Source organism: Arthrobacter sp. 10T416 (assembly GCF_056394165.1).
Genome location: NZ_JBFTHI010000001.1, coordinates 836,086 through 854,681 on the forward strand (window position 1 = coordinate 836,086; position 18,596 = coordinate 854,681).

Below are 18,596 nucleotides of genomic sequence, written 5' to 3' on the forward strand. Positions count from 1 at the left end.
CCCGGTGGCCGGGACTGCCGGAACCCGCGGGGGTTCCGGCAGTCCCTGCCAGCGAAACTAGCGCTTCTGCTTGACGATTTTTTCCTGGTCGACCGCGTCCTCATCGATGGGGGCGTACTCCTCGTGCCCCGCACCGACCAGGTAGCTGTCGCCCTCGCCGAAGAAGCCCTTCTTGAAGTCCACGATCGCGGTCTTCAGCGCCTCTGCCGTGTCATCGTCCATAACGTTGGTCTGAGCCAGCGTCGTGAGGATCGAGGACTTGTGCTTGAGGTGTTCCAGGAACTCGGTCTCGAAGCGGTTGATGTCTTCCACCGGAACGTCGTCGAGGTAGCCGTTGGTGCCGGCCCAGATGGAAACGACCTGGTCCTCGACCGGGAACGGCGAGTACTGGCCCTGCTTGAGCAGTTCCATCAGGCGTGCACCACGGGTCAGCTGCTGGCGCGATGCGGCGTCGAGGTCCGACGCGAACATTGCGAAAGCCTGCATGTCGCGGTACTGCGCCAGTTCCAGCTTCAAGGTACCGGAGACCTTCTTCATGGACTTCACCTGCGCGGCGCCACCAACGCGGGACACGGAGACACCCACGTCGACGGCGGGACGCTGGTTGGCGTTGAAGAGGTCCGACTGCAGGAAGATCTGGCCGTCGGTGATGGAGATGACGTTGGTCGGGATGTAGGCGGAAACGTCGTTCGCCTTGGTCTCGATCAGCGGAAGGCCGGTCATCGAACCTGCACCCAGCTCGTCGGAGAGCTTGGCACAACGCTCCAGCAGGCGGGAGTGCAAGTAGAAGACGTCGCCCGGGTAGGCTTCGCGTCCCGGCGGGCGGCGCAGCAGCAGCGACACCGCACGGTAGGCCTCGGCCTGCTTGGAAAGGTCATCGAACACGATGAGGACGTGCTTGCCGCCGTACATCCAGTGCTGGCCGATGGCCGAGCCGGCGTACGGTGCCAGGTACTTGAAGCCGGCGGGGTCGGATGCGGGGGAAGCCACGATGGTCGTGTACTCCAGTGCGCCGTTGTCCTCGAGCGTCTGGCGGACAGCCGCGATGGTGGACGCCTTCTGGCCGATGGCCACGTAGATGCAGCGCACCTGCTTCTTCACATCGCCCGAAGCCCAGTTGGCCTTCTGGTTGATGATCGTATCGATGGCGATTGCCGACTTGCCGGTCTGGCGGTCACCGATGATCAGCTGGCGCTGGCCGCGGCCGATCGGGATCATGGCGTCGATAGCCTTGAGGCCGGTCTGCATCGGTTCGTGGACCGACTTGCGCTGGGTCACGCCGGGCGCCTGGAGTTCCAGGGCTCGGGTGGCTTCGGCCTTGATCTCGCCGAGGTCGTCGATGGGCTGGCCCAGGGGGTCAACCACGCGGCCGAGGAAGGCGTCGCCGACCGGAACGGACAGAACCTGTCCGGTGCGGTGCACTTCCTGGCCTTCTTCGATGCCGGTGAAGTCACCGAGGACGATGACGCCGATCTCGCGGACGTCGAGGTTCTGGGCCAGGCCCAGAGTGCCGTCTTCGAAGCGAAGCAACTCGTTCGCCATGACCGAGGGAAGGCCCTCAACACGGGCGATGCCGTCACCTGCGGTCGTTACACGGCCAACCTCTACGCGCTCTGCGTTTCCGGGTTCGTAGGACGCCGCGAACTCGTTCAACGCATTACGGACGTCGTCGGCGTTGATGGTCAATTCGGCCATCTGCAGTCCCTGCTCTCCTGTTTTCGTGATCATCGTTGCTCACGATGACCGGGGTTTCATGTCGGTAAGTTGTGCTTGTCCGGCTAACTAAGCAATCTGACGCTGGAGCTGGCCCAGGCGGGCGAGGACCGAAGCGTCAACCACTTCGTCGCCAATCTGGATCCGGAGGCCACCAATCAGTGCCGGGTCAACGTTCATGTTGATCTTGAGCTCGCGGCCGTACAGGGCATTGAGCCCTGCCTGCAGCCGACTGGTCTGGGTCTCCGTCAGCGGACGGGTGACGCTGACCGTGGCGATCCAGCGCTGCTGGCGCTTGGCCGCAAGCTCGGCAAAACGGCTGACGAGCTTGGTGGCCTTGAGGCCGCGGGGCTGCGACACTGCCTGTCCGATAAGGACCTTCGCTTCCTCGCTGGCACTGGGCACGAGCTTTTCGGCAAGGGCAACCTTGGCAGCCTGGCTCGCCTGCGGCTCGGACAGAGCACGCTGCACCTCGTGGCTGGAATCGACGGCCTGGTTGAGGGAGAACAGATCGTTCTCCAACGCTTCCAGTCCGCTGATTCCCGAGGCAGAGACGGCCGACTTGTTTTCAGCAACGGCAATTACCACCGAAGCGGCAAGAGTCTCGAGTGCATCGCCGATGTCACGAGCCGACGCCCAGCGCGAGGCGGCCAGTCCGCTGGCGATCTCCACAGCGTCAGCGGAAACTTTTCCGTTGAACAGCTGCGTGACCAGGGCGGACTTTTCGGCACCGCTGCGGGACGGGTCCGTCAGGGCGCGGCGCAAGCCGGCCGAGCTGTCCACCGTTCCCAGGATTCCGAAGAGTTCCTTAGCCAACTGCAGCGACGCGTTGGGAAGCTTGGCTTCCAACGCGACGAGTGCCGCGGTCAGCGATTCGCTCGATACACCTGCCATTACTTAGCTGCACCTGCGTTCTGGTTCTCCAGATCCGCCAGGAAGCGGTCAACCACCCGGGCCGAACGCGCATCATCGTTGAGCGATTCGCCCACGATGCGGCCTGCCAGCGTGGTAGCCAGTGTGCCGACCTCGGCGCGCAGCGACACAACGGCCGTCTGGCGCTCGGATTCGATCTGCGCGTGTGCCTGGGCAGTGATGCGGGCAGACTCAGCAGCTGCCTTCTCCTTCAGATCCGCGAGGATCTGGGCGCCTTCGGCACGGGCTTCCTCGCGAATGCGGTTGGCCTCGGTGCGGGCGTCGGTGAGCTGCTGCTTGTACTCTTCGAGTGCTGCAGAAGCTTCTGCCTGAGCCTTCTCGGCCTTGGCGATGCCGCCTTCAATCGCCTCGGCGCGCTCTGCGAAGTTCTTCTCGAACATCGGGACAACGTACTTCGTCACGATGAAGAGGAGAACAGCAAAGCCCAAGAAGACGACAATCATTTCCCAGATGTTGGGAACGAGGGGGTTGGAACCCTCGGTGGCGGCTGAGATGATCAGCTGCTTCATATTTCACCCGTCCTTATCTACTCGGTTCTGGATGTTCGCTGGGTTCTGAAGGTTTACTTGAGAACGAACGCGAAGACCAGGCCGAGGATGGCGAGGGCTTCAGTCAGCGCGAGGCCGAGGAATGCGATCGGCTGCAGGACGCGCTGGGCTTCCGGCTGACGTGCTACGCCGTTGATGTAAGCAGCGAACACGAGACCCACACCGATACCACCGCCGATGGCGGAGAGGCCGTAGCCGATGAGGTTGAGGGAGCCGTTGATGGAGCCTTCCATTTTTCTTCCTTTCAAGATGCCACCCGTGTGGCAGGTTGTTTGGGTTGCTTCATCCCCGTGAGGGGAAGTTTGTGGGTGCCTTAGTGGCTGTCGGCGTGGAGTGCGCCTTCGATGTAGATCGCGGTCAGCAGCGTGAAGACGTACGCCTGCAGCGCCATGATCAGCGCCTCCAGCATGTACATCGCCAGCGAGCCGGCCAGGACCAGTACGGAGGCGCCCTTGAGCAGGACGTTCTCCTGCATGACCAGGAACTCGATACCGGAACCGGCGATCATCACGATCAGGTGGCCTGCCAGCATGGTCGCGAATAGACGGAGGCTGTGCGTGACGGGCCGGACCAGGAAGTTGGAGATGATCTCGATCGGGATGACGATCGGGAGGATGTAGATGGGCACGCCGCTCGGCACAGTGGCCAGCTTGAAGTACTTCAGGCCGTTCTTCTTGATGCCGATGGCAATCCAGGTGACGTACACGATCGCGGCGAGCACATAGGCGCCGCCGACGTGCGAGAAGCTCGGGAGCTGAATCACGGGGATGGCGCCGTAGATGTTGTTCACCAGGATGAAGAAGAACAGGCTGAACAGCAGCGGGACGTACTTGATGAAGTCTTTGCCGCCGATGATGTCCTTGGCGATGCCGTTACGGACGAAGCCGTATGCGGCCTCGCCTGCGAACTGCAGTTTGCCGGGAACGAGCTGCTGCTTACGGGCAGCCAGCACAAAGAATGTAGCGATAATGACGACCGAGAGGATCACCAGCAGCATCTGCTTGGAGAATCCTTCGGCTGCACCCCAGGGCAGGATAGCCGGCAGGTGCAATTGTTCAATTCCAGGAGGAGTGAACTCTCCTGAATCTTGGGCCGGGAGCGCAAGCGCGATCAACGCGTTTCCTCTCTGCAGTGTCCATCATTGGGCGTTGGGCGGGGAGCGGCGACATTTGCGTCAGTCATTCCCCCTGTGAAATTTTTTGGCATTACTGTTCCGCGTCCTTGGACGGGCCGTTTGCAGCGCCGTCTCCGCCAGCCGAATTCCGGTGACTGGTGAGGCCGTGCATATGGGAAAGATAGAACCCACCCGCAGCTCCAAGCAGGGCGCCTGCGAGCACAATCCAGCGGGTTCCCCACAGATTATCCAGACCCCACCCTATCAAACTCCAGACGATGATTCCGCCAACAATGTAGCTGAAGACGGCTATTCCGGCGTTGTATCCGCCGTCGTTGCCGTCCGGCGACACACCGGGCGCTCCGCCTGTGGTTTTGGGGGTCCGGGGCCGGTCCGGGTTATCGCCTGCGGTTTTCCGGCTAGACATTGTTGCCGCCTTCCGGGGTTTCAGGATCGTTGTAAATCTGGAGCCGTGCTTTGCTGAAGCCGACGATCTCGGCTGCCTGCCAGGCCACCACGCTCACGACGGCGCCGATCAGGAACCAGCGTTCGTGCAGCCACGCCGGCGCGCCGATCACAAAGAGCACCACGGCGAAGCCCACCACCTTCACGAAGTAGGTGGCGACGAACATTCCGATCGCTCCGGAAGGGTTGTTGCGGCCGACGAAGTGGCCGATCGCCAGGCTGATAGCGAAGAACGCCATCACCACGGCCCCGCCGAAGAGGCTCGAGAGGGCCCCGTAGCTTCCATTGAAAACAAAGGCCAGTCCGGCGGTTACCAGGAGGGCTGCTCCTGCTGCTGCCGAACTGAGGGCCAGCAGCCGCAGCCAAAGGGACGTGGTGGGTCCGGAGCCGCCAACTGAACCGTTGCCGGACGTGCGTCCGGGGCCGGCGTTGGAGGTCATGGGATCCCAATCGTCGCAGGGGGTAAAGGGCAAGGCGCGGCGAGAGGCCGCCCCTGAATTCTACACGAGATAGAACAGGGCTAGGCCACCGGCATCCGGGTCACCTTGGGCCGGTGCCGGAACCGGCGGATCAGATCGGGCGAGACGAGGTACAGCACCAGCACCGCCAGGCTGCCGGCCACGCACAGGGCCACCACCGGCAGGGTTGCCGTGGCGGCGGTGAAGCCCAGGACAATGACGGCGACGGTGCAGGCCGTCACCATGGCAGCGGACTGCAGGTGCGAGAACCCGACGTCGGTCAGGCGCTGGTAGACGTGTTCGCGGTGCGAGGCGTACCAGCGCTCCCCCGCCTTGATCCGCCGCAGCAGGGTGTAGCCGGTGTCCGCGGCGTAGACCAGGATCGGCGAGAGGACGTATTCGACGTAGACGCCGCTGAGGAAGCCGGCCACGGCCAGTGCGGCGATCGAAGCCCCCAGCAGGTAGCTGCCGACGTCGCCCAGGAAGACCGATCCGCGGCCCAGGTTCCAGGGCAGGAAGCCCAGGAACGCCATGGCCAGCACCGCGCCGCCGGCCGTGAGCCAGGGCTGGTCGGAGAACAGGCCCGCGGACGCGTACGCGCAGCCGGCCGTCACCCCGTGCAGGCCGGAGATGCCGTTGATGCCGTCCATGAAGTTCGCGATGTTGATGTAGGCCGCCACCGCCACGGCCGCCAGGGGCAGCCACCAGAAGGTCTGGCCGGTCAGTACGATCAGCGCCGCCGAACCGGCAGCGCCGATGCCCAGCTGGGCGGCCGCACGCCCTTGGATGGAGAGGCCCCGCAGGTCCTCGATCCAGCCCACTGCCGCACTCGCGGCGATGATGGCCAGCACGACGGCGAAAACGGACCGGTCCACCGTAACAACTCCGAGGAGGACGGCGGCCAGGTACCCGATCGCGGTGGCCAGCACCGCGGCCATGCCCATTCCGCGGATGGTGGCCTTGTGGTGCGAGGACCGGGCGGAGGGGACATCGACCACGCCCAGCCGGACCAGCCAGGGCTTGACCGCGAACGGCAGCAGCAGGCTCGCCAGCAGGGTAATGCCGGCAACCAGGACCAGGGGCATCACGATGCCACCCGGACGGCGCCGGCTTCGTCGGCCTCGTCATCGGGAATATCGGCGATGTTGGCGCCCTGTTCTGCCTCACAGCGCGCCAGCCAGACGTTGAGGTCCAGTTTTTCGGGGTCCTGCTGCGTGGCCCGGGTGTGGGAGATCTTGGGGTGCAGGGGCCGCTGGTCGAGTTCGCCCGTACCGACGAGTTCCTCGTGCAGCTTCTCCCCCGGCCGCAGTCCGGTGTAGATGATTTCGACCTTCTTGCCGGACATGGCGATCATCCGTTGTGCCACGTCGAGGATCTTCACGGGCTCGCCCATGTCGAGGATCATGACCTCGCCGCCGGAACCGATGGCCCCGGCCTGGATGACCAGCTGGCACGCTTCGGGAATGGTCATAAAGAAGCGGGTGACCTCGGGATCGGTGACGGTGACCGGTCCGCCCACCCGGATCTGTTCGGTAAAGAGCGGCAGCATGGAGCCGCGGCTGCCCATCACGTTGCCGAAGCGGACCGAGACGAAACGGCTGTCCGTCTGGCCGGCCATCCAGGCCGTGAGCTTTTCAGCGACGCGCTTGGAGTGGCCGAGGGCGGTGGTGGGGTTGGCCGCCTTGTCCGTGGAGATGTTCACGAAGTGGGTGACCCCGGCGCGCTGGGCGGCGCGCAGCACGTTCAGGGTGCCGCAGACGTTGGTCTTCCAGGCCTCCACCGGGTACTGCTGGAGGAGTGGGGCGTGTTTGAGTGCCGCTGCGTGGAACACCACTTCGGGGCGGCGGTCCTCGAAGATGTCCAGCAGGGCTTCGCCGTCGCGGATGTTGGCCAGGACAGTGTCGCGTCCGGCCAGCAGGCCCCGGCCGGTGATGGAAATCTGGGTCTGCTGCAGGCCGGTCTCGTCGTGGTCCAGCATGATCAGTTCCGCGGGCGAGAACTGCACGATCTGCCGGCAGAGCTCGGAGCCGATCGAGCCGCCGGCGCCTGTTACCAGCACCCGTTTGCCCTTGATGTAGCCGGCGATTTCTTCGACCTTGATGTCCACCGGACGGCGGCCGATCAGGTCCTCAACGGCGACGTCGCGGAAATCCGAGAACCCCTCGGGGGCACCGCCGCCGAGCATGTCACGCAGCGGGGGAAGTACCAGAACGCGGATATTCAGCCCCGCAACGGCGTCGGAGATGCGGCGGACGACGGCGGCCTCGACGTTGGCGAAGGCCAGGACCAGCACCCGTGCCCGGGTCCGCCGGATGATCGAGGGAAGGTCCTCTCCCCTGCCCTGGACCTGCACGCCGGAAAGCCGGAGGTGCTTCTTGGTCGGATCATCGTCGATCAGGCCAACCGGGAAATAGGGCGAGTCCGGGTCCTGCAGCATCCGGGTGAGCAGCGAGTTGCCGAGGAACCCGGCGCCGTAGATCAGGGTGTTTTGGGCCTCGTCACCGGGCCGGGTCTTACCCTCGACGTAGAGCCGCTTGGCGTAGCGCGCGGCCCCCATAAAGAGGCAGGCGAAGGGGAACGCGATCAGGCCCACGCTGCGGCCGATGTTGATGGCGCCGTATAGGACCAGGAGGGATGCGGTGATGGACGCGGCCACAATGACCGTGACGAAGACCAGGGCGCGCGCTTCCTGGAAGCTGCCGAACGGATATCGGCCCCGGTAGAGGGCCAGGGCATAGCCGGCGACTACCTGGACGACGACGGCGATCGCCGCGATGAGGAAGGCGCCCGGGAACTGTTCCGCACGGATTCCCATTTCATAGCGCAGCAGCAGCGCCAGGACGATCGCCACGATCCAGGACATGGAGTCGAGGAACAGCTGGATCCAGATCCAGAGGGCGGGCTTGTCGTCCCGTGCTGCGGCAGGTTCGCGCGCTTCAGATTTGGTACTCACGAGAAATTGCAACCGACTTCCACTACCACGGCGGTTATGCGCCTTTTTCAAAAATACCCCGCCGCACAACTGTCGGACAGCGGCGGAGCCTAGAACGATACTAATCTCTCCCGGCTCAGTTTCCGGGGTCGTCGTGCCCGGCGGGCGGCAGCGGCGGCATCGGCTGCCAGCCGTCGTCGGCCAGGATGGCCCGTGATTCGCGCCACCCCCGCCACAGCGCGCCGGTCCCTTTCAGGGTGCGTTCGACGAGGATGAGGCGGACCATTTCCTTCAGGAAGGTCAGCGCGGTCCCGGCCGCGAAACCGGGCCTGCTGAACTTGCCGTGCGCCCGGAGGTACTGCCCCACGTGGCCGCGGTTGCGCATCACGTAGCGGCGGCTAAGGTCACTGGAGTCGTTGAGGTGGCGCAGGCCCAGGTCCACCTGGCGCTGGGCGCGCACCTTCTTGATGACAAAGGCGTTGACGTAGACCACCGGGGTCTGCTGGGCGGCGAGCCACCCGTAGATGGTGTCATCCCAGGTGATGAAGAAGCGCGGATCCGGCAGCCCGATGTCCCGGACAACTGCGGCGTTGATCAGCATGCCTTCGAAGTTGCCCACATTGGTGCGGAAAACGTCGGAGTGCCGGAAGACGTCGCGTGAGACCGGCAGGAAGACGCCCAGTGCATCGACAAAGTGGTGCTGCCAGAAGAAGGGGTTGCCGTTGGCGTCGTAGCGGCGGCCAATCATGCAGGAGTAGTCGGGGGTGAACCGGGCCAGGGCCTCCACCGCACCGGGGAGCACCTCGACGTCGTCGTCCATCAGCCAGAGCCATTCGGCGCCCGACTGCAGCGCCAGCTCCACGCCGCGGGAGAAGCCGCCGGCGCCGCCGATGTTCTCCGGCAGCCGTTCGTACTCAATCGGCGCACCGCCAGCGGCGATGGCCCGGGCCACGACCTCCGGGGTATGGTCGCTGCTCGCGTTGTCCACCACAATGATCCGCGCGGGGCGGGTGTCGAGGCGGGCAAAGGATTCCAGCAGGTTTTGCAGGAAGTCTGCCCGGTTGTAGGTGACGACGACGGCGTACAGGTTCTCCATGCCGGCCTAGCGGTCGCCGGACATCAGCCGCGCGGGCGAGCCGAAGCCCTTGCCGCGGAAACCGGTTGAGTAGGCGTTGAACCAGTGCGCGAGGCCTTTGAAGTCACCGCTCTTGAGGAAGTAGTACGGGAAGCCGACCATGTCAGCGCTGAACCAGCGCAGGTTGCGGTACTTACGGGTCAGGTAACCCCGGTTGCGGAAGTAGCAGTAGCGCTTGAATTCGCCCTCGGGGATGACGGGGGTGATGAATCCGCCGAAGACGGGCTTCATTTCGGTCCAGGTGGCCGGGTGCTGCACTGCCACCGTCGCCAGGGTGCCGTATTTCAGGCCGGCTTTCTTCACCCGGGAGAGGAAGTCCACCTCGTCGCCGCGGATGAAGAACTTCACGTCCGGGATGCCGATGGTGTGGAAGACCTCAGTGCGGATCAGGGCGCCGTTGAAGAAATGCACCATGTCCGGGAGGTAGCCCATCGGTGCCAGCTTGGACCGGTCGTTGGTCAGCAGGCCGTTGATCCGGAAGTTGAAGGACAGCCGGTTGGGATCGGCCGTGGCCGCAACAAGCGGGCTCACAATGTCGAGCTGGTGTTCTTCCGCGGTTTTCAGCAACTCGGCGAGGCAGGTGCCGTCCTCGGGGTGGCCGTCGTCGTCCATTAGCCAGATCCACTCGGCACCGCTGGCCATGGCGGCCAGGATCGCGTACGCGAACCCGCCGGCGCCGCCAAGGTTAGCCTCGGAGCGCAGGTAGTTGATGTTCGAACCACCGGCGGCAATGACGTCGGTGGCCGGCACGGTGCCTGAGTCCACCAGTGCGATCGAGTGGATGGGGGCGGTTTGGTCCGCGAGTCCCTTCAGGAGCAGCGCCAGCTCTTGATGGCGGTCGAAGGTTACGGCCGCGACGGCGACTTTGGGCTGCATGGTCAGTTCCTGGGGGCGTCGTCGGCGGAGTCGGAGGGAACGTCAGGTTCCGCAACAGCGGTGTCAGGTTCCGCAACTGCGGGGGCGGTGTCGGCATCCGCGGGGGCGGCCGGCTCTTCGCCGGCGCCAAGCACACCCGGAACCACTTCCCGCAGCCGCTCCAGGCTGATGGCACCCTGGCGGACCACGCGCATGGGCGTGGCGGTGGCGTCAACGATCGTGGACGGCTCGGCCCCGCTTCCCTCAACCGGCCGGTGGCCGCCCTCGAGGTAGACCTCAACGGATTCCGCCAGCTGCGCTTCTGCTTCCGCAGCGTTCTGGGCCGCGGCCTGGCCGGTCCGGTTGGCGGACGAGACTGCCAGCGGCCCGGTGAGGGTCAGCAGGTCCTGGGCGACGTCGTCGGCCGGAAGGCGCAGGGCGACGGTGCCCTTGGTGTCGCCGAGATCCCAGTCGAGGCTGGGCTGGGCGTGCAGGATCAGGGTCAGGCCGCCGGGCCAGAATGCCTCGGCGAGCTGCCGCGCCTCGGCGGGGACGTCGGTGGCGAGTCCGTCGAGGGCGTTCAGCCGGGGAATGAGCACCGGCGGGGGCATCTGCCGGCCGCGGCCCTTGGCAGCGAGCAGCAGTGTCACGGCCATCGGCGAGAAGGCGTCCGCGCCGATTCCGTACACGGTATCGGTTGGGAGGACCACACATTTGTGCTCCCGGATGGCCCGCTGGGCGTGTTCAAGTCCTGCGGCCCGCTGCTCTGCGTCCGCGCAATCGTAAGTGGTGGTCACTGACCTATCCTTTCATCACTGCCGGCGTCGGGCTTGCGGACAGCACTCGTGGCGCGCTCCCGGCCGTTGAGATCCAGATGCGTGGCAATCCCGGTCCATCGCCCCGAGCGCTCCAGCATCGTGGCAATCCAGCCCGACTGGACTTCGGCATGTTCCATCACAAAATAGCCGCCAGGCACCAGGAGCCTCGCCGCGGAGGCTGCGGCTGCGGTGGGCAGTTCCATGCCGTCCGCTCCCCCGCCATAAAGCGCCTCCGCGGGATCGTGCAACGCCACTTCGGGTTCGTTGGGGACCGCTTCGGCGGGAATGTACGGCGGGTTGGAGACCACGACGTCGAAGCTGCCGTTGTGTTCGGGCAGCGCGTCCCGCAGGTCCCCGCGGACCAGCCGGACCCCGAGCGGCGCGAGGTTTTTCGCGGCCCAGGCGTGTGCGAATTCGCTGAACTCGACGGCGTGAACCTCCGCATTGGGAACCTCGTGCGCGATCGATCCCGCGATCGCGCCGGAGCCTGTCCCGAGGTCAACAACCTTGGGCCCGCGTCCGCGGGACGGCTCCGCGGCGGCCCAGGTCTTGAGCCAGTCGATCACCAATTGGACCACGGACTCCGTCTCCGGACGCGGGATGAACACCCCGGGTCCGACGGCGAGTTCCAGATAGCGGAAATGCGCCACACCGGTGAGGTGCTGCAGCGGGATCCGCCGGGCGCGCTCGGCCACAAGCTCGCCATACCCCTCGGGCGCCGGCGTGTCCCCAAGGACCATGGCGCGGAGCCGGCCGGGGCCGACGCCCAGCAGGTGGCCGGCCAGGAGTTCGGCGTCGACTTTGGGGCTCGGCACACCGGCGGCGGCGAGCACCGCCGTCGCCTCGCGGACAGCGTCGGCGAGGCTCGGCCGGGTATCAGGTGTCATCTGGGGCGGGGTCGCTACTAGTCGCCGATGGCGTCGAGGCGGGCCTGCTCGTCCATCTCGATGGCGGACTGGATGACTGGTTCCAGGTCCCCGTTCATGACCTGGTCCAGGTTGTACGCCTTGTACCCGGTGCGGTGGTCCGCGATCCGGTTTTCCGGGTAGTTGTACGTCCGGATGCGCTCCGAGCGGTCCATGGTGCGGATCTGCGACTTGCGCTGCGCGGAGTTCTCGGCGTCGATCTGCTCCTGCTGGTGCGCGAGGATGCGGGCACGCAGCACGCGCATGCCGGCCTCACGGTTCTGCAGCTGGGACTTCTCGTTCTGCATGGCCACCACAATGCCCGTGGGAAGGTGGGTAATGCGCACCGCGGAGTCGGTGGTGTTGACCGACTGCCCGCCGGGGCCGGAGGAGCGGTAGACGTCGATCTTGAGATCGTTCTGGTTGATTTCGAGTTCCTCGGGCTCGTCCACTTCGGGGAGCACCAGCACGCCGGCGGCCGAGGTGTGGATGCGGCCCTGGGATTCGGTCACGGGAACACGCTGCACCCGGTGCACGCCGCCCTCGAACTTCAGCCGGGCGTAGACGCCTTCGGCGGGGTCGTTGGAGTTGCCCTTGACGGCCATCTGGACGTCCTTGTAGCCGCCGAGGTCCGATTCCGTGGCGGAGATCAGTTCGGTCTTCCAGCCGCGGGATTCGGCGTAGCGGCTGTACATGCGCAGGAGGTCCGCGGCGAACAGGGCAGCCTCGTCGCCGCCTTCGCCGCCCTTGACCTCGAGGATCACATTGCGGGCATCGTCCGGGTCGCGCGGGATCAGCAGCCGGCGAAGCTTGGCCGCGGCCGTCTCCAGCGCAGTCTCCAGCTCGGGCACCTCGGCGGCGAACTCAGGATCCTCGTCGGCCATTTCCTTGGCGGCCGCGAGGTCATCGCTGATGCCTTCCCAGCGGTGGTAAGCCTCCACAATGCCGTTCAGCTGAGCAGACCGCCGCCCCAGCTTCCGGGCCAACTTCTGGTCAGCATAAACGGCAGGATCCCCAAGCTGCGCCTGAATAGCAGCATGCTCATCCAACAGCCCCTGTACGGACTCAAACATTTTCAAACCTCTTTCGACTTGGTACCAAGTCTAATGACGCACGAAGCGGCGGGTGACCTGGCGGCCGGCGTCGCATATTTTTTGCCGGCCCGGGAGTGGCATCGGGCCTGTCGGAGCGTTGCGGCCGGCGTACGCAGTACGCCAGCCGCAACGCGAAGGGGCGGGGCCGGCAAAAATATGCGACGGCCCCACCCCTCAACTCAGCTACTTGTCGTTATCGGACTTCGCACCAAGCGTCGTCTTCTGCACCTGCATCAGGAACTCGACGTTGCTCTGGGTCTCCCGGATCTTGTTGGTCAGCAGCTCAAGGCTCTGCTGCGTTTCGAGTCCGGACAGGACACGGCGCAGCTTCCACATGATCTTGACTTCCTCGGCAGAGAGCAGGTTTTCCTCGCGGCGGGTGCCGGACGCGTTGACGTCCACGGCCGGGAAGATGCGCTTGTCCGCGAGCTGGCGGGACAGGCGCAGTTCCATGTTGCCGGTGCCCTTGAACTCCTCGAAGATGACCTCGTCCATCTTGGAGCCGGTCTCAACCAGGGCGGTGGCCAGGATGGTCAGCGAGCCGCCGTTCTCGATGTTGCGTGCCGCACCGAAGAAGCGCTTCGGCGGGTACAACGCGGCCGAGTCGACACCGCCGGACAGGATGCGGCCGGAGGCCGGCGCTGCCAGGTTGTAGGCGCGGCCCAGGCGGGTCATCGAGTCCAGCAGGACCACCACGTCCATGCCCATTTCCACGAGCCGCTTGGCGCGTTCGATGGAGAGTTCGGCCACGGTGGTGTGGTCATCGGCGGGCCGGTCGAAGGTGGAGGCAATGACCTCACCCTTGACGGTGCGCTGCATGTCCGTGACTTCTTCGGGACGTTCGTCAACGAGCACCATCATGAGGTGGACCTCAGGGTTGTTGGTGGTGATGGCGTTCGCGATGGACTGCAGGATGAGGGTCTTGCCGGCCTTCGGCGGCGAGACGATCAGGCCACGCTGGCCCTTGCCGATCGGGGCAACCAGGTCGATGACGCGGGGGCCGATCTTCTTCGGGTCCGTCTCGAGGCGCAGGCGCTCGGAGGGGTAGAGCGGAACAAGCTTCGCGAACTCTACGCGGTCCTTCAGCTCCTCGGGGGTCTTGCCGTTGACCGAGGTGACGCGGACCAGGGCGTTGAACTTCTGCCGGGCCGACTGCTGCTGGTTGTTGTGCTGGGCTTCGCCTTCACGCGGGGCGCGGATGGCACCGACGACGGCGTCGCCCTTGCGCAGGTTGTACTTCTTGACCTGGGCGAGGGATACGTAGACGTCGTTCGAACCCGGCAGGTAACCGGAGGTGCGGATGAACGCGTAGTTCTCCAGCACGTCCAGGATGCCGGCGACGGGCAGCAGGACATCGTCCTCGGTGACCTCGACGTCGTCGACGTCCGGGCCCTGGGAACGGCCGCGGCGGCGTTCGTTGCGGTCCCGGAAACGGTCGTTGCGCGAGTTGTTGTCGCGGTTGTCCTGGCCGCCCGAGCGGTCGTTGCGGTCACGACGGTTACGGCGGTTGCGGCGGCTGCCGCCGTCGTTGTCGTCGTTGTCGCGGTTGTTATCGCGGCTGTTGTCGCGGTTGGCGGCGTTGTCCTCACGGCCGCCACGGCCGCGGGTGTTCTCGCGGCGCTGGCCGTCGTCGTTGCCCTGCTCGGGCTGGCGGTCCTGGCGCTGTTCGCCGGCCGTCTGCTCGGCGGGAGCTTCGGTGGCTGCAGCGGCGGGAGCTTCGGCCTGGGCGGCTGCTTCGCCGCGGCGGCGGTTACGGGTCCGCGGCTGGCGGGTGCGGTCGCTGCCTTCGGAGGCCTGCTCGGCCGGAGCCTGCTCCGGGGCGGCCTGGACCTCAGGTGCTGCGGCGGGGGCCTCGGCGGCGGGAGCGGTGACAACACCGTCGCTGCCTGCGCGGCGGCTGCGTCCCCGGGTGCGGGCACGCGGGTTCTCGGCCGGAGCGGTTTCGGCCGCTACGGGTGCGGCGGCCGGGGCAACAGCGTGGGCAATGGAGCCGTTGTCGCTCGCCTTCTCAGCGGCGCGGTCGGCGGACTTGCTGACCGGGGTACCGGCACGGTGGGCGGAAATGGCAGTCACCAGATCGCCCTTGCGCATCCGGGAGCCGCCGGAGATACCCAGCTGGCTGGCCAGGGCCTGCAGCTGGGCGAGCTTGAGGCCTGCGAGGCCGCTGCTCTTGGCGGGTGCTGCCGAAGCGGCAGCAGAAGATGATGTGTCCACAGCTGGAGACAGCTCAGTGGTTTCGGTCACGAAGGATCCTTCCCCCTCGACGGCGTCCAGGCTAGGAGCTGGACGCGGTGATTTGATCTGGGCTGCAGTTCAGATCTGCAGCCGGGATTTCGGCCATGCCGGTTGGATATCGGCCGGCGGGCCGGATACTGCTACACCAAGACACGCCCCGAAAGTAAGGAACGGCCGGCTGACGATTCAGGGGTACAGAGGAATTCTGCAGCTTCTTTCGTCAGGCCGAAAGCAGGCGGCACCGGAAATTGTTTGCGCAGTGAAAGATGAGAGAGGGCAACTGGGCCAACATCGCGGTCTATACAAAGCTTGCGTGATTACCGCCGGTGCACTTCCACTTTAGCACCCTCAGTGTCTACAGCCAGCTTCATCACACGCCAAGCGACGTCCGGCGTGTTGTCSGCGGTGAAAGCTCCGATGAASTCGACGACGTCGGCCGCTTCCTYTTCSCCSGMSGCCAGSACCAGCACGGTGGGYCCSGCGCCCGAGACCACGGCTGCGTGGCCGCGCTGCCGGAGCGCGTCGATCAGCGCGGCGCTGGGCCGCATCGCCTGGGCGCGGTAGCTCTGGTGCAGGTAGTCCTCGGTTCCTGCCAGCAGGAATTCGGGGTTCTGCGTCAGGGCATGGATCAGCAGGGCGGCCCTGCCCGAGTTCATGGCGGCCGCGTGGTGTCCCACCGAGGCAGGCAAAAGAGCCCGAGCCGCTTCGGTGGAGAGCTCGAAGTCCGGCACCGCGACCACCGGGACGATGCCGGCGTCCACTGTGGCGCAGGTGCTGCTGTACTGGTCACTGTCCTGCCATGACAGCGCCAATCCGCCGAAAATGGCGGGTGCGACGTTGTCCGGATGCCCTTCGAGCCGGCTCGTGAACTGCAGGATCCAGTCCTTGCCGCGGCGGGATTCAGCCGGGACCAGGGCGTTCGCGGCGGTGGCGGCTGCCACCACGGCTGCCGCCGAGGACCCCAGGCCGCGCCCGTGCGGGTTGACGTTGTCCGCGGTGATCCGCAGCCCCTCGTGGCGGAAACCCAGTACGTTCAGCGCCTCGGTGAGGGCTCTGGCCACCAGGTGGCTCGCGTCGCGGGGCAGCGTGTCGGCGCCCTCGCCGCTGAGTTCAAATTCGAGCTCGCCGCTCGCGAGGGTTTCCACCGTCAGGGTGTCGTGCAGGGAAAGCGCCAGGCCCAGGCTGTCGTAGCCGGGGCCCAGGTTGGCGCTGGTGGCCGGCACCCGGACGGTGACCACTTGCCCCGCCGGGACCGCCGGAGTGTCGGCGGCCGATTCGGCGGGGACGGTGAGGGTTGTTTCCAAGGCTATTTTTCTTCCAGTCCCAGTTCGGCCGCGACCGTGACGACGTCGTTGGCCACCTTGACCGGCTGCACATCGCTGCCGTCTTCGGTGCGCAGGGCCCACTGCGGATCCTTGAGGCCGTGCCCGGTGACGGTGATGACGATGGTCTTGCCGGACGGTACCTGGCCCGCGGCGTGCTTCTTGATCAGCCCGGCGACGCCGGCAGCGGAACCCGGTTCGACAAAGACGCCTTCGCGGGCGGAGAGCCAGCGGTGCGCGGAGAGGATTTCCTCATCCGTGACGGCCTCGATGACACCGCCGGATTCGTCGCGCGCGGCGACGGCGGTGTCCCAGGAGGCGGGGTTGCCGATCCGAATGGCGGTGGCGATGGTGTCCGGCTCCGTGATGGGGTGCCCCGCAACGAACGGGGCTGCGCCGGCGGCCTGGAAGCCCCACATGACCGGGGTCTTTGTTGCGACGGCGGGCAGGTTTCCTGCAGTGGCGGATTCGAAGGGCGCCGCGTATTCCTTGTAGCCCTTCCAGTACGCGCTGATGTTGCCGGCGTTGCCGACAGGGAGCACGTGGATGTCCGGGGCGTCGCCGAGGGCGTCGACCACTTCGAAGGCACCGGTTTTTTGTCCTTCAATCCGGGCCGGATTCACCGAGTTCACCAGGAACACCGGGTACGACTCCCCCAGCTTGCGGGCGATGTCGAGGCAGTCATCGAAGTTCCCGTCCACCTGCAGGAGCGTGGCGCCGTGCGCAATGGCCTGGCTCAGCTTGCCCATCGAGATTTTGCCCTCGGGCACCAGCACGGCACACTGCAGTCCGGCGGAGGTTGCGTAGGCGGCGGCGGACGCCGACGTGTTGCCGGTGGAGGCGCAGACCACTGCCTTGGCCCCGGAGGCGACGGCGGCCGTCATGGCCATGGTCATGCCGCGGTCCTTGAACGAACCGGTGGGGTTCATGCCCTCGACCTTGAGGTAGACCGTGGAACCGGTGAGTTCGGAGAGCTTCTGCGCGTGGACGAGCGGGGTGCCGCCCTCACCGAGGGTGATGACTTTGGTGGCCTCGGTGACCGGCAGGCGTTCGGCGTATTCGCGGATGACTCCGCGCCATTGGTGAGCCACTTAGACCCCTTCTACCCGCAGTACGGATGTGACGGAATTGATGATGTCCAGGCCCTTGACGGCCTGGACAGTTGCCGACAGGGCGGCTTCGCTGGCGCGGTGCGTGACGATCCGCAGTTCCGCCGACTCAGCCTTGGAGGCCGAGTCGCGGTGGATGGTCTGGCGCATGATTTCGATGGACACGCCGTGTTCTGCGAACAGCTGCGCAATCCTGGCGAGGACGCCCGGCTGGTCCGCGACGTCGAGTCCGATGTAGTAGCTGGTCACGGCCGCGTCGATGGGCAGCGCAGGAACGTGTCCGGTGGTGGTTTCGGTGCGTCCGGGGCCGCCCAGCACGATCCGGCGGGCTGCAGACACCAGGTCGCCCAGCACGGCCGACGCCGTCGGCGTGCCGCCGGCGCCCTGGCCGTAGAACATCAGCTCGCCGGCGTTTTCGGCTTCGATGAAGACCGCGTTGAACGCCCCGTGCACTGCGGCGAGCGGGTGCTCACGGGGAAGGAGGGTGGGGTGCACCCGCACCGAGACGCCCGGCTCGCCGGCGTCGTCTGTGAGCTTTTCGGCGATGGCCAGCAGCTTGATGACAAAGCCGGCGTCCTTGGCGGCGGCGATGTCCGCCGCCGTGACCGAGGTGATGCCCTCGCAGTAGACGTCCTCGAGGGCGAACCGCGTGTGGAAGGACAGGGACGCGAGGATCGCGGCCTTCGCGGCGGCGTCCAGGCCTTCGACGTCGGCCGTGGGGTCCGCTTCGGCGTAGCCCAGCCGCTGGGCCTCGGCGAGGGCGTCCGCGAACTGTGCGCCCGTGGTGTCCATCTGGTCGAGGATGAAGTTGGTGGTGCCGTTGACGATGCCCAGGACCCGGGTGATCCGGTCGCCGGAGAGGCTGTCCCGGATGGGGCGCAGGATCGGGATGGCACCCGCGACGGCGGCCTCGTAGGAGAGCTGAACGCCTGCCTTGTCCGCCTCCTCGTAGAGGGTCGG

At 66.1% G+C, this 18,596-nt stretch carries 17 protein-coding genes; all 17 read right to left on the reverse strand.

The window, feature by feature from the left end; translation table 11 throughout:
• Positions 1–57: 57 nt before the first annotated feature.
• Positions 58–1,695, reverse strand: a complete 1,638-nt coding sequence (atpA, locus tag AC1DBE_RS03855) for a F0F1 ATP synthase subunit alpha (RefSeq protein ID WP_476903256.1) — start codon at positions 1,693–1,695, stop codon at positions 58–60.
• A gap of 87 nt (positions 1,696–1,782) precedes the next feature.
• Positions 1,783–2,607, reverse strand: a complete 825-nt coding sequence (locus AC1DBE_RS03860; RefSeq protein ID WP_476969644.1) for a F0F1 ATP synthase subunit delta — start codon at positions 2,605–2,607, stop codon at positions 1,783–1,785.
• Positions 2,607–3,155, reverse strand: a complete 549-nt coding sequence (locus AC1DBE_RS03865) for a F0F1 ATP synthase subunit B (protein ID WP_476969645.1) — start codon at positions 3,153–3,155, stop codon at positions 2,607–2,609. The genes AC1DBE_RS03860 and AC1DBE_RS03865 overlap by 1 nt, the downstream gene beginning before the upstream one ends.
• A 53-nt stretch (positions 3,156–3,208) precedes the next feature.
• Positions 3,209–3,427, reverse strand: coding sequence for an ATP synthase F0 subunit C (atpE, locus tag AC1DBE_RS03870; protein ID WP_003804776.1), 219 nt, complete (start codon positions 3,425–3,427; stop codon positions 3,209–3,211).
• Between the two features lie 80 nt (positions 3,428–3,507).
• Entirely contained in the window at positions 3,508–4,308 is an 801-nt protein-coding gene (gene atpB, locus AC1DBE_RS03875) for a F0F1 ATP synthase subunit A (protein ID WP_476903015.1), read from the reverse strand.
• 419 nt (positions 4,309–4,727) lie between these two features.
• Entirely contained in the window at positions 4,728–5,213 is a 486-nt protein-coding gene (locus AC1DBE_RS03880; RefSeq protein WP_476969646.1) for a hypothetical protein, read from the reverse strand.
• An 80-nt stretch (positions 5,214–5,293) separates the two neighbouring features.
• The gene (locus tag AC1DBE_RS03885) at positions 5,294–6,316 is read right to left on the reverse strand and encodes an MraY family glycosyltransferase (RefSeq protein WP_476969647.1); all 1,023 of its coding nucleotides are present in this window, start codon (positions 6,314–6,316) and stop codon (positions 5,294–5,296) included.
• On the reverse strand, positions 6,316–8,184 hold the full coding sequence (locus AC1DBE_RS03890) for a polysaccharide biosynthesis protein (RefSeq protein WP_476969648.1): 1,869 nt from the start codon (positions 8,182–8,184) through the stop codon (positions 6,316–6,318). The genes AC1DBE_RS03885 and AC1DBE_RS03890 overlap by 1 nt, the downstream gene beginning before the upstream one ends.
• A gap of 115 nt (positions 8,185–8,299) precedes the next feature.
• Positions 8,300–9,259: a glycosyltransferase gene (locus AC1DBE_RS03895; RefSeq protein ID WP_476969649.1), complete on the reverse strand. Its 960-nt coding sequence runs from the start codon at positions 9,257–9,259 to the stop codon at positions 8,300–8,302.
• A gap of 6 nt (positions 9,260–9,265) precedes the next feature.
• Positions 9,266–10,174: a glycosyltransferase gene (locus AC1DBE_RS03900; protein ID WP_476969650.1), complete on the reverse strand. Its 909-nt coding sequence runs from the start codon at positions 10,172–10,174 to the stop codon at positions 9,266–9,268.
• A gap of 2 nt (positions 10,175–10,176) precedes the next feature.
• Positions 10,177–10,950, reverse strand: coding sequence for an L-threonylcarbamoyladenylate synthase (locus AC1DBE_RS03905; RefSeq protein ID WP_476969651.1), 774 nt, complete (start codon positions 10,948–10,950; stop codon positions 10,177–10,179).
• Positions 10,947–11,858: a peptide chain release factor N(5)-glutamine methyltransferase gene (prmC, locus tag AC1DBE_RS03910; RefSeq protein WP_476969652.1), complete on the reverse strand. Its 912-nt coding sequence runs from the start codon at positions 11,856–11,858 to the stop codon at positions 10,947–10,949. Before prmC ends, AC1DBE_RS03905 begins: the two co-directional genes overlap by 4 nt.
• A 17-nt stretch (positions 11,859–11,875) precedes the next feature.
• Complete coding sequence (gene prfA / locus AC1DBE_RS03915; RefSeq protein WP_476880370.1) at positions 11,876–12,949, reverse strand: peptide chain release factor 1; 1,074 nt, start codon at positions 12,947–12,949, stop codon at positions 11,876–11,878.
• Between the two features lie 204 nt (positions 12,950–13,153).
• Positions 13,154–15,214 (reverse strand): transcription termination factor Rho, encoded by a 2,061-nt coding sequence (rho, locus tag AC1DBE_RS03920; RefSeq protein WP_476969653.1) that lies wholly within the window; start codon positions 15,212–15,214, stop codon positions 13,154–13,156.
• Between the two features lie 308 nt (positions 15,215–15,522).
• Positions 15,523–16,509, reverse strand: a complete 987-nt coding sequence (gene thrB / locus AC1DBE_RS03925) for a homoserine kinase (RefSeq protein WP_476969654.1) — start codon at positions 16,507–16,509, stop codon at positions 15,523–15,525.
• Between the two features lie 2 nt (positions 16,510–16,511).
• Positions 16,512–17,618, reverse strand: coding sequence for a threonine synthase (thrC, locus tag AC1DBE_RS03930; protein ID WP_476879388.1), 1,107 nt, complete (start codon positions 17,616–17,618; stop codon positions 16,512–16,514).
• Positions 17,619–18,596: homoserine dehydrogenase (locus AC1DBE_RS03935; RefSeq protein WP_476969655.1), on the reverse strand; the 978-nt coding region annotated here is incomplete at its 5' end.

What these genes read in the sequence shown, in the direction of transcription:
- AC1DBE_RS03860 (WP_476969644.1), bottom strand. Translation starts at nt 2,607, where the DNA reads ATGGCAGGTGTATCGAGCGAATCGCTGACCGCGGCACTCGTCGCGTTG.
- prfA (WP_476880370.1), bottom strand. Translation starts at nt 12,949, where the DNA reads ATGTTTGAGTCCGTACAGGGGCTGTTGGATGAGCATGCTGCTATTCAG.
- AC1DBE_RS03895 (WP_476969649.1), bottom strand. Translation starts at nt 9,259, where the DNA reads ATGGAGAACCTGTACGCCGTCGTCGTCACCTACAACCGGGCAGACTTC.
- atpA (WP_476903256.1), bottom strand. Translation starts at nt 1,695, where the DNA reads ATGGCCGAATTGACCATCAACGCCGACGACGTCCGTAATGCGTTGAAC.
- AC1DBE_RS03865 (WP_476969645.1), bottom strand. Translation starts at nt 3,155, where the DNA reads ATGAAGCAGCTGATCATCTCAGCCGCCACCGAGGGTTCCAACCCCCTC.
- AC1DBE_RS03900 (WP_476969650.1), bottom strand. Translation starts at nt 10,174, where the DNA reads ATGCAGCCCAAAGTCGCCGTCGCGGCCGTAACCTTCGACCGCCATCAA.
- prmC (WP_476969652.1), bottom strand. Translation starts at nt 11,858, where the DNA reads ATGACACCTGATACCCGGCCGAGCCTCGCCGACGCTGTCCGCGAGGCG.
- AC1DBE_RS03880 (WP_476969646.1), bottom strand. Translation starts at nt 5,213, where the DNA reads ATGACCTCCAACGCCGGCCCCGGACGCACGTCCGGCAACGGTTCAGTT.
- AC1DBE_RS03885 (WP_476969647.1), bottom strand. Translation starts at nt 6,316, where the DNA reads ATGCCCCTGGTCCTGGTTGCCGGCATTACCCTGCTGGCGAGCCTGCTG.
- atpE (WP_003804776.1), bottom strand. Translation starts at nt 3,427, where the DNA reads ATGGAAGGCTCCATCAACGGCTCCCTCAACCTCATCGGCTACGGCCTC.